At 70.5% G+C, this 10,825-nt stretch carries 8 protein-coding genes and 1 pseudogene; 5 read left to right on the top strand and 4 right to left on the bottom strand.

Translation table 11 applies throughout. From position 1 onward, the window contains the following. Positions 1-181: 181 nt before the first annotated feature. Together ACFU8Q_RS33855 and ACFU8Q_RS33850 are read right to left on the bottom strand one after the other, a co-directional pair. Positions 182-592: a VOC family protein gene (locus ACFU8Q_RS33855; RefSeq protein ID WP_384461666.1), complete on the bottom strand. Its 411-nt coding sequence runs from the start codon at positions 590-592 to the stop codon at positions 182-184. A gap of 82 nt (positions 593-674) precedes the next feature. After that, positions 675-1,067: a helix-turn-helix domain-containing protein gene (locus ACFU8Q_RS33850; protein WP_384461663.1), complete on the bottom strand. Its 393-nt coding sequence runs from the start codon at positions 1,065-1,067 to the stop codon at positions 675-677. Between the two features lie 251 nt (positions 1,068-1,318). Between ACFU8Q_RS33850 and ACFU8Q_RS33845 the strand changes: the two genes are divergently transcribed. Beyond that, positions 1,319-2,302 (top strand): BtrH N-terminal domain-containing protein, encoded by a 984-nt coding sequence (locus ACFU8Q_RS33845; protein WP_384461660.1) that lies wholly within the window; start codon positions 1,319-1,321, stop codon positions 2,300-2,302. A gap of 69 nt (positions 2,303-2,371) precedes the next feature. On the opposite strand, the pseudogene ACFU8Q_RS33840 reads toward ACFU8Q_RS33845, so the two are convergent. Next, a pseudogene (locus tag ACFU8Q_RS33840) lies at positions 2,372-2,621 on the bottom strand (transposase); the annotation flags it as partial. 138 nt (positions 2,622-2,759) lie between these two features. Between ACFU8Q_RS33840 and ACFU8Q_RS33835 the strand changes: the two are divergent. Further along, entirely contained in the window at positions 2,760-3,176 is a 417-nt protein-coding gene (locus tag ACFU8Q_RS33835; RefSeq protein ID WP_384461657.1) for a VOC family protein, read from the top strand. On the opposite strand, the gene ACFU8Q_RS33830 is transcribed toward ACFU8Q_RS33835, so the two are convergent. Continuing rightward, the gene (locus ACFU8Q_RS33830; protein ID WP_384461654.1) at positions 3,173-3,385 is read right to left on the bottom strand and encodes a hypothetical protein; all 213 of its coding nucleotides are present in this window, start codon (positions 3,383-3,385) and stop codon (positions 3,173-3,175) included. The genes ACFU8Q_RS33835 and ACFU8Q_RS33830 overlap by 4 nt on opposite strands. Positions 3,386-3,476: 91 nt before the next feature. On the opposite strand from ACFU8Q_RS33830, the gene ACFU8Q_RS33825 reads away from it, so the two are divergent. The 3 genes from ACFU8Q_RS33825 (at position 3,477) to ACFU8Q_RS33815 (ending at position 10,749) form a co-directional block, all read left to right on the top strand. Continuing rightward, on the top strand, positions 3,477-7,349 hold the full coding sequence (locus ACFU8Q_RS33825; protein WP_384461651.1) for an endo-alpha-N-acetylgalactosaminidase family protein: 3,873 nt from the start codon (positions 3,477-3,479) through the stop codon (positions 7,347-7,349). 152 nt (positions 7,350-7,501) lie between these two features. Beyond that, complete coding sequence (locus tag ACFU8Q_RS33820; protein ID WP_384461648.1) at positions 7,502-9,853, top strand: polysaccharide lyase 8 family protein; 2,352 nt, start codon at positions 7,502-7,504, stop codon at positions 9,851-9,853. A 68-nt stretch (positions 9,854-9,921) separates the two neighbouring features. After that, positions 9,922-10,749 (top strand): serine protease, encoded by an 828-nt coding sequence (locus tag ACFU8Q_RS33815; RefSeq protein ID WP_384461645.1) that lies wholly within the window; start codon positions 9,922-9,924, stop codon positions 10,747-10,749. Positions 10,750-10,825 lie beyond the last annotated feature (76 nt).

The raw sequence follows: 10,825 nt of genomic DNA, 5'->3' as shown, positions 1-10,825 counted from the left end.
GGCCGGAACGGGGGCAGTCGTGCATGGGGAACCAGGAGCGCGAGGTGTCAGCCGGCTCCGTGGCGCAGCTCCGCGTGCAGGATGCGCCGGTCCTGGCCTTCGCTCACGTCCCAGCCCCCTTGAATCCACCGCCCCGGGTTCCCCGAGGGCAGCCCTTCCCTGACGTCGGCGGCCCGGGCCGTCAGGCCTTCGGCTGGGTGAAGCGGATGCTGTTGCCGAAGGGGTCGCGGAGACCGCAGTCGGTTCCGTACGGACGGTCGGTGGGTTCCTCGGTGAACTCGACGCCCCGGCCCAGCAGCGTCTCGTACGTCTTGCGGCAGTCGTCCGTGGTGAAGATGAGCGAGCCTCCCGTCGCGCCCTTGGTCACCAGCTCCCGGACCTGCTGCGCCGTCTCCTCGGACATCGCCGGGGGGCCCGGCTTCTCCAGCAGGATCTGGCGCTCCGGGTGACCGGGGATGCTGACGGTCAGCCAGCGCATGAAGCCCAGGTCGACGTCGGCACTGACCTCCAGGCCGAGCTTGCCGACGTAGAAGTCGAGGGCCTCGTCCTGGTCGAGGACGTAAATCTGCGAGTGCGTGATGGCGTTGAACATGTGCGTCACGCTACTGGGCGGGCGGGACGGAAACTTATCCGAAACTGCTCAGTCGACGGACGGTAGGTGAGGGTGCGGACGGTCAGGTGTTCGGCCGTGTCCACGCCATCGTGAAGCACGTCGGTACGTCCACGGCCGCGGCTTCCTTCCGGTACGTCCTCGGCGACCGGCCGACGATGTCGCGGAACGTGCGGCTGAAGGTTCCCGGGCTGCCGAAGCCGACTTCGAAGCAGATGTCCGTCACGCTGCGCCCGGTCTCCCGCAGCAGGAACATCGCCCGCTCGACCCGGCGGCGCTGCAGGTAGCGGTGCGGGGTCTCGCCGAACGTGGCCCGGAAGGTGCGGGTGAAGTGAGCCGGGGACACATGGGCGATCCGGGCCAGCGCCGGGACGTCCAGCGGCTGTGCGTAGCCGCGGTCCATCGCATCCCTTGCCCGCAGCATGCGGCGGTTGGTCTCTTCTGCGGCGCGGCTCACGGCGCCATCACACCATGGTTCTCCGCCGTCCGTGTGGCGGGTCACGCGTACCGGCGACAGTGGCCGGGGAAGACGGTCTGGACGCGTGCGGCCGGATTCTGGCCGGCCGTCCAGGGCTGGTACGCAGGACTGCCGGGATCGACGCCGGACCACAAGCCATAGGGCCTGTCCGGCGGATCACGCCTGGGACGCGGTGGTCCGGCACGCCCGTCTGCGGCGTCGTCGTCAGGTGAGGGAGGAGAATGAGCGGCATGGCCATGGTGAAAGGCATCGATGTTCGCGGCATGCAGCACTGCGAGACGACGGCGCTGGGCGTGCTGCTGCGGCATGAGGGACTCGACTTGTCCGAGCCCATGCTGTTCGGGCTCGGCTCCGGGCTGTCCTTCATCTACTGGGACAGCAAAGCCATGGGTTTTCCCTTCCTGGGAGGCAGGGTCAAGCCGTTCGCGCTCACCAGGAACCTGGCCGCTGCCCTCGGGCTCGAGTTGCTGATCGGGGAGACCACGTCCCCGCGCAAGGCATGGCAGAACGTGGCGGCACCCATCGACGCCGGTCGGCCGGTCGGCCTGCAACTCGACAGCTACCACCTGGACTACTTCAGCACCAAGGTGCACTTCGGCGGGCACGTCGTGGCCATGTACGGCTACGACGAACAGCACGCCTACCTGGTGGACACCGACCCGCAGGGCGGAGCCGTCTCCACCAGCCTCGCCGGCCTGGCCAGAGCCAGGGCCCAGCGCGGCCCCATGACCGCCAAGCACCGCTCCTTCACCATCACAGCGCCCAGCAGCCCGACGCCACCGCAGGACCGGATCATCCCCGCGATCAAGACCTGCGCCGGCGCCTTCCTGAACCCGCCCATCGCGAACCTGGGCCACCGGGGCATCGAGAAGACCGCCAAGCAAGTGCCGAAGTGGCTGCAGCGCAGCGACAATTCGCGGGAAGACCTGCCACGGACAGCTGTCCTCATGGAGAGGGCCGGCACCGGCGGCGCCCTGTTCCGCAATCTCTACCGGGACTTCCTCGCCGAGTGCGCCCAGCTGATCGACAGCAGCCACCTGCGCACCGGCCACACCCTGTATACCGAGGCCGCCACCCTCTGGACACAGGTGGCCGCACTCGTCGCGACAGCAGGCGAATCCGGCGACGCGAAGAACCTCATGCAGGCCGGCACCATCCTCCACGAGCTCTCGCGCATCGAACGCGATGCGATGCAGGCACTCAGCCTGATCTAGGGCCTGTCCGGCGGGTCATGCGCGGAGCCGGAGCCGGATCGAGGCGACGGTGACGGTGCCGTGGAGGATGTAGGTGCCGTCCGCCGACCAGCGTTGTGCCGCTCGTACACGGTCTTCCACGGACCGAAGCGCGCGGGTAGCGCCACGGCACCCCAGCGCGCAGCCGGTACAGGATCCCGTTGATGATCCTGCGACGGCTGGCCCAACGGCCACCACACTGCCCGGACTTCGGCAGATGCGGCTTCAGCCGGGCCCACTCTCCATCTGTGAGATCTCCCCGCCTCTGACCATGCCGACGAACCGATACTGAGACGGTCACGAGATCCGCCGGACAGGCCTGGCCAGGTGATCGATTCCAAGGGTTACGGTTACGTAGTGGTCGTAGCGATCCCGGACTTGCCGGACGGGCGGCGCGGCCCCATGGGCTGAGCCCGCGTCCGTACTGTCTGGGGGAGTCATGACCAGTAGATTCACCGAGTTGGTTGTCGACTGTCGCGATCCGGAGCGGCTCGCGGCCTTTTGGTGCGCGGTCCTGGACTTCAAGGTGATCGACCGGAGCGAGGACAAGGTCGAGATCGGCTCCTGGGAGCCGGCCGTCGAGGAGGTCCGGGCCCGCCAGATGCCGCCCACCCTGGTGTTCATCCGGGTGCCCGAGGGCAAGAGCGGGAAGAATCGGCTCCACCTTGACGTCAGCCCGATCGACGGCAGTACCGACGACGAGGTGGCCAGGCTGCTCGGCCTCGGCGCCGCCAAGGTGGATGTGGGCCAGGGCCCCGGCCGGAGCTGGGTGGTCATGGCCGACCCCGAGGGCAACGAGTTCGACGTCCTGCGCACCCTGGCACCGTCCAACTACGTGATCGGTCCCGAGGGTTAGTGGTTGTAGGCGGTCAGTGAGCGCAGGACGGGCTGTCCGCTCCGGTTGTGCCGGATGGCGGTGGTCAGCGTGAGGATGCGCTGCATGACGCGGGCGACGACGCCGGCGGGTGTGCGGCCGTGGTGCCGTTCCAGGTAGAGCCGGCCCTCCGGGACGTTACGAACGACGCCCCCTCCTGGCGCCGCCCCGCGTGGATGCCAACCGGCCACTTGGACTTACGCGACACGGTTGTTGGACTGGAGCGCCCCGAGGAGCCGCACGTCGTTGACGCTGTCCGGTCACGGGGGCTACTCAGAGCACATGTCGCGAAGATTCACTTCGGCGGGCGCTGTCGCCGCCGCCTCAGCCGCCGTCCTGGCGCTGGTGGGGACCGCGCTCCCCGCCACCGCCGCCGCCCCCTCTCCCGCCGTAGTCGAGTCCGCCGTGCCCGCGGACGCCGCCGTCATCCAGTCCGCGCAGCTCTCGGTCGCCGTCGCGGACGACTTCCCGCGCGTTCTGGCGTACACCGACAAGGCCAGTGGCAGCCGGCTGCTCGGCAGTACGCAGCCGGTCACCGCCGTCACCCTGAACGGCACCGCGCACCCCGTGAAGCTCAAGGGCGCCCCCGAGATCACCGCCTCGGCCGCCCGCTACACGCTGACCTTCACCGATCTGCCCGGCATCGAGATCGACGCCTCGCTCTCCGTCTCCGGACGCGCCACAACCTTCAAGGTGACGGCCGTCCGCGACACCGAGGCGTTCCGCGTCGGCACCATCGACATCCCCGGCCACGACCTGGTCTCCGTCGGCTCCACGGACACCGGCGCCGCCACCGCCTTCACGCGGCTGGACAACGACTCGACGAAGACCGCCGACGTCTTCGCCCCGGTCACCCCGGACATCGCCGCCGACAAGGCCCCCGTCGGCGCTTCGTACGCCATCGTCAACACCGGCTCCCTGGCTGCGGCCATCGAGTCCAACTCCTCGTACGACAAGCCCTCCGGTGCCACCGGCGGCGACGACGCCCGGTTCTGGCACCAGGCGCGCAAGGCCGACGACGGCAGCGTCCGGGTCGGCGTCTGGTCCGGGCAGTGGACCTACCGCGGCGAGGGCGCGCCGAAGCCGGAGAGCGGGGACGCCCTGCCCTGGGCGAAGGTCGTCGTCACCCCCGACGCCAACGGCGACAAGTCGGTCGACTGGCAGGACGGCGCCGTCGCCTTCCGCTCCATCGGCATCACGGCGCCCGGCAGCAAGGACACCCCGGACCGGGTCATCACGCACATCCCGTTCAACTTCGCCAGCCAGGCCACCCACCCCTTCCTGCGCACGCTGGACGACGTCAAGCGGATCTCCCTCGCCACCGACGGCCTCGGGCAGATGGCGCTCCTCAAGGGGTACGCCTCCGAGGGCCACGACTCCGCCCACCCCGACTACGGCGGCAACTACAACGAGCGCGCCGGCGGACTGAAGGAACTCAACGCGCTCCTCAAGGACGGCAAGAAGTGGGGCGCCACCTTCGGCGTCCACGTCAACGCCACCGAGGCGTACCCGGATGCCAAGGCCTTCGACGAGAAGCTCGTCGACAAGACCAAGCCCGGCTGGAACTGGCTCGGCCAGAGCTACTACATCGACCAGCGCCGCGACATCAACAGCGGTGATCTGGCCAAGCGCTTCCAGCAGCTGCGCGACGAGACCGACCCCAACCTCAGCCTGCTCTACATCGACGTCTACTACACGCACGGCTGGATCGCGGACAAGACCCTGCAGTCCGTGCAGAAGCAGGGCTGGAACGTCGCCTCCGAGTGGGCCGACAAGTTCGAGCGCGGCTCGCTCTGGTCGCACTGGGCCAACGACCTCGACTACGGCGGCGCCACCAACAAGGGCCTCAACTCGAAGATCATCCGGTTCATCCGCAACGACGAGAAGGACGTCTGGAACAACGACCCGGTCCTCGGCCAGACCGCCATCGACGAGTTCGAGGGCTGGACCGGCGAGACCGACTGGAACGCCTTCTACGACAACGTCTGGCAGCGCGACCTGCCCGCCAAGTACCTCCAGCAGCAGAAGATCACTCGCTGGGACGGCAATGACATCGCCTTCACCGGCGATCTGCGGGGCACCGTCGAGGACGGCAGGCGGACCTTCTACGACCACGGCCGCAAGGTCCTCAGTGGCACCGACTACCTGCTGCCGTGGGACGGCGGCAAGAAGCTGTACCACTACAGCAGGTCCGGCGGTACGAGCAGCTGGGAGGTGCCGTCGGGCGGCACGTACACCGTCTACAAGCTCACCGACAACGGCCGGGTCAAGACCGGCACCGTCCGCCCGGTGGGCGGGAAGATCACGCTGACCGCCGAGGCCGGACAGCCCTACGTCCTCTACCCGAACCAGGCGCCCAAGGCCGCCGACGCCAAGTGGGGCGAGGGCACCTTGGTCGACGACCCCGGCTTCAACGACAACGGGCTCGACGCCTGGTCGAAGACCGGAACCGTCGCGCGCGACACCGACGACCAGGGCCGCAACAGCGCCGAGCTCTCCGGCGGTTCCACCGCGGCCCTCTCCCAGAGCATCACCGGCCTCAAGCCCGGCACGCGCTACACCGCGTCCGCGCTCATCGAGGTCCAGCCGGGAAGGACCCGGCACACGACGCTCTCGATCGGCGGGAAGTCCGTCGCCGTGGACCGCTCCACCGCCAAGGACTACGTCGCCGCGTCCGACTGGCACGGCACGTACTTCCAGCGCGCCGAGGTGAACTTCACCGCTCCCGCGAACGGCCGCGCCACGCTCCGCATCGAAGCGGCCAAGGGCAGCACGGCGACGGTACGGGCCGATGACGTACGCATCGTCGCGAACGCTCCGGCCACCCGCGAGAACACCGTCGTGTACGAGGACTTCGAGGACGTCGACCAGGGCTGGGGCCCCTTCCTCAAGGGCGATGCGGGCGGCTCCACCGACCCCCGGACCGTCATCTCCCAGCTGCACGCCCCGTACACCCAGGCCGGCTGGAACGGAAAGCTCGTCGACGACGTCATCGGCGGCAAGGAGTCCCTGAAGGCCCACGAGGAGAACACCGGCCTCGTCTACCGCACCGCCCCCTGGACCGTGCCGATGACCGACGGTCACCGTTACAAGGTCGAGTACGACTACCAGTCCAGTCACTCCGGCGCCTACGAGTGGGTCGACGGCTACGACCGGATCACCGCCGAGGGCAAGCCCGACTCGGTCCAGACCCGGACCACCCCCGTCGGACAGCAGCGCACCACCGGTCACTTCGCCGAGACCGTCACCGCGGGCTGCGGCGACACCTGGACCGGGCTGCGCAAGCGCGGCGACGCACCCGACGGTGCCGACTTCGTCCTCGACGCGTTCACCGTGACCGACCTCGGCCCGGCCCCGGCCGGTGAGCTCGCCGCCTGCGGCACGCTCAGCGTCGACCCGGTCGCCGAGACCCTGGAGCCGGGTACGGCCAACACCGTCAAGGCGAGCTTCACCAACTACGAGGCCACCGCGGCGACCGGTGTCGCGCTGAGCCTGAGCGTCCCGGAGGGCTGGCAGGCGGAGCCCACCGGCGCCGTCACCTTCGACTCGGTCGCAGCGGGCGCGAAGGTCACCGGCAGCTGGCGGGTCACCCCGCCGGTCGACGCCAAGTACCAGACGTACAACCTGAGTTCCCGGGCGACGTACACGGTCGGCGCCACGCAGCGCACGCTCGGCGCGCAGACCTCCGTACGGACCCTGCCGCCGCCGCCCACCACGGACAGCTGGGCCAGCGACCTCGACTGGACGGCCGCCGAGAACGGCTGGGGGCCCGTCGAGCGGGACCTCTCCAACGGCGAGCAGGGCAGTGGCGACGGCACCCCGCTGAAGATCGGCGGCACCACCTACGCCAAGGGCCTCGGCAGCCACGCCCCGGCGAAGATCCGCTACTACCTGGGCGGCAAGTGCACCTCCTTCACCGCCCAGGTGGGCGTGGACGACGTGCAGACCTCGCGCGGCAGCGTGCAGTTCAGCGTCCTGGCCGACGGTACCGAGAAGGTGAAGTCACCGGTTCTCAAGGCGGTCGACAACGCCTGGTCGCTCACGGCGGACATCACCGGCGCCAAGTACGTCGACCTGGTCGTGGGCGACGGCGGCGACGGGAACGGAAACGACCACGCGGACTGGGGTGACGCCCGCTTCCATTGCGGTGGTTGAGAACGGAGGATGCGGGGTGGGTGCGTACGACAAGCACCCACCCCGCACCATTCCCCACCCCTTTCGCGATGGCGTCCACCCACCCCGCACCCTTTCCGCGCCGGCGTCCACCCCCTGACGAATGGGAGCCATACATGCCGAACCCATCCGAAATGTCCCGCCGTACTCTGCTCGCCCTCTCGACCGCCACCGCACTGGCGATCTCCCTTCCCGGCTCGGCCACCGCCGCGACGGCCGTGGCAACCACCGACGCAGCCAGCGGGGCCGACGAATTCGACGCCCTCCGTCTGCGCTGGGCCGACATCGCGCTCGGCACCGGCTTCGACGCGGCCGTCGAACCCTTTGCCTCCCGTCTCACCGAAACCGGCACGCTCGCAAGGGAGTTCCGGGCGACGATGAATCCGGCCGCCGACTCGCTGTGGCCAGGCTTCCCGTACGACCCGCCGTCCGGCATCACCCAGAGCTACAGCCGCCTGTGGACGATGACCCAGGCGTACGCCCAGGCGGGCACCGGATCGACCGGCGACGCCACGCTCCTCGCCGACATCCTCCGCGGCTACGACCACCTCGCCGCGACCGCCTACCACGCCTCCGTCACCCCGTACGGCAACTGGTGGGAGTGGCAGATCGGCAGCCCGCGCCTCCTCATGGACATCACGTCCGTCCTGTACGAGCACCTGGGCGCGGCCCGCGTCGAGGCCGCCTGCGCCGCCGTCGACCACTTCGTCCCCGACTCCGTGCTCCGCGACTACAGCGGCACCTCCACCGGCGCCAACCGCGTCGACCTCTGCCGCTCCGTCACCCTGCGCGGCGTCCTCGGCCGGGCGCCCGCGAAGATCGCCCTGGCCAGGGACGCACTGTCGCCCGTCTTCCCGTACGTCACCGACGGAGACGGGCTGTACGCGGACGGGTCGTTCATCCAGCACACCACCGTCGCCTACTCCGGCACCTACGGCCAGGTCATGCTCGACGGCCTCGGCCGCCTCTTCGCGCTGCTCGCCGGATCCACCTGGGCCGTCACCGACCCGGACCGGCAGATCATCCTGGACAGCGTCGAGCACGCCTACGCGCCGCTGATCTACAACGGTCTGGTCATGGACAGCGTCAACGGCCGTGCCATCAGCCGCGGTTACCTGAAGAGCGACGATCTGCAGGTGATGCGCGGCGACCACTTCCACGGGCAGGGCATCATCGCCGGGATCGCCCTCCTCGCCGCGGGTGCCTCCCCGGCCGAGCGCGACCGGTGGCACGGCATGATCAAGGGCTGGATCGCCCGCGACCGGACGAGCCCGATCCTCACCGCCCGCCAGTTCGGCATCGCGGACCTGGCCCGGCTGCACGCCGTCCAGGCCACCGCGGCGCCGGCCGCGCCCGAGCGGGTGGGCCACCACCTCTTCACCGGCATGGCCCGCGCCGTCCACCGGCGCCCGGGCTGGGCCGCGGGCATCTCCATGGCCTCGGAGCGGATCGCGCACTACGAGTGCGGCAACGGCGAGAATCCGCGCGGCTGGCACACCGGCGCCGGAATGCTCTACTGGTGGCCCGGCGAGAAGGAGAACGACCAGTACACCGACTGGTTCTGGCCGACCGTCGACCCCTACCGGCTGCCCGGAACGACCGTGTCCACCAAGCGGCTCGCCGACAAGGCGGGCGGCGAATGGGGTGCGCCCAGGCCCGCGGTGAAATGGGTCGGCGGCGCCACGGACGGCGAATTCGGCGCGGTGGGCCAGCACCTCAAGGGCCTCGGCTCGACCCTGGAGGCCCACAAGTCGTGGTTCTGCGTCGCCGACACGGTCATCTGCCTCGGCGCCGGCATCACCGGCACCGACCAGGCCCCCGTCGAGACGATCGTCGACAACCGCATGCTCGGCGAGGGCGGCACGCAACGGCTCACCGTGGAGGCGGGCGCCGGCCCCCGCTGGGCCCACCTGGAGGGCCACGGCGGCTGGGTCCTCCCCGGCGGCGGCGCCGGCCTGCGCACCCTGCGCGAGGACCGCACCGGCGCCTGGTCCGACATCAACACCACCAGCTCCACCGAGCGCCGCACCCGCCGCTACCAGACGCTCTGGCTCGACCACGGCACCGATCCGGTCGACGCCGAGTACGTCTACCTGCTGATGCCGGGCGCCTCCCGAGGTGCCGTCACCGCCCGTGCCGCCAAACGGCGCTGGCTGACCGTGCTCGCCAACACGGCCGCAGCGCAGGCGGTCGCCGTCCGCTCGCAGGGGGTGACCGCCGCCAACTTCTGGCAGCCGGGGGAGGCCGGTCCGCTCTCCGTCACGGCCGCGGCGAGCGTGCTCGTACGGGAGGGGAGGCGTTCGACGACGGTGTGTGTCAGCGGCCCCGACCGGACCGGTGCGCCGGTGGACGTCGTCTGGGAGCGGCCGGTGAGCGCTGTCGTCTCGGCGGACCCCGGCATCGAGGTGCGCTCCACCGGCCGGCGCCTGGTGCTCAGGGTCGAACCGGGGACGGAGGGACGCACCCTGCGGTGTGACGTCCGGTAGACACCGGGTGACCGGAACATGTCCAGGGACTGGGAGCGGCACCCGTTGCGCGCGTACCCTCATGCGCTATGGGGGAGTTGAAGGCGGACTGGCGACTCCGGCTGCGCCGTGGCGAGCCGCACGGGCCGGTGTGCGGCGCCGGAGTGCTCCTCACCCAGGACCGGGCGCTGACGTGCGCCCATGTCGTCGGCGAGCCGGGCGCCCGGATGTGGGTGGAGTTCGCCGAGAACCCCGGCATCGCTCCGGTCGGGGCACGGGTCGCCGAGGACGGGTGGCTGCCCGGCCTCGGCGCGACCCGCGAGGACATCGCCGTACTCGCCCTGGACAGCCCGCGCCCGCAGGCCACCCCCGCGACGCTCGACCGGAGCCTGGAGCGCGGCCGCGAGGTGTGGATCGGCGGTTACGCGCGGAGCTTCGCCGACGGCATGTGGCTGACCGGCCGGATCAGCGGGGCGCACGGTGCGTGGATCCAGCTCGACGCCGGGCGCAACGAGCAGGTGGTGCGGCCGGGGTTCAGCGGCGCCGCCGTCCAGGTGCGCGGCGCGGGCGACGGGCGTCCCGAACGGGTCGTCGGCATGGTGGTGAGCTGGCGCGGCGACCTGGACCTGGCGTTGCCCGGCGACAACGACCTGGCGTTCTCCTACATGATCCCGATTGATCGGATCGCCGAACTCGTGCCGCTCGTCGCCGAGTTGAGCGGACCGGACGGCTGGGACCACGGGCTCGCCCGGCGGCTGCGGGCCTGGTTCGCCGGCGGCGATCAGCCCGCGGTGCGCTTCGGCGTCGTACCGCGCGGCGGCGGCCGCGACCGGACCCTGCGCCATCAGCTGTACCGCGCCCACCTCGTCTACCGGGGCGGCCGCACCACGCCCGAGGAGTTCGTCGACGGGTGGTGAGCTGGCGCGGCGACCTGGACCTGGCGTTGCCCGGCGACAACGACCTGGCGTTCTCCTACATCTGTCTCTTATACAC

It is taken from the genome of Streptomyces sp. NPDC057543 (assembly GCF_042801895.1).
GTDB lineage: Bacteria > Actinomycetota > Actinomycetes > Streptomycetales > Streptomycetaceae > Streptomyces.
Note: the sequence above shows the minus strand (reverse complement) of the source record. Positions and strands in the feature narration are given on the sequence as shown.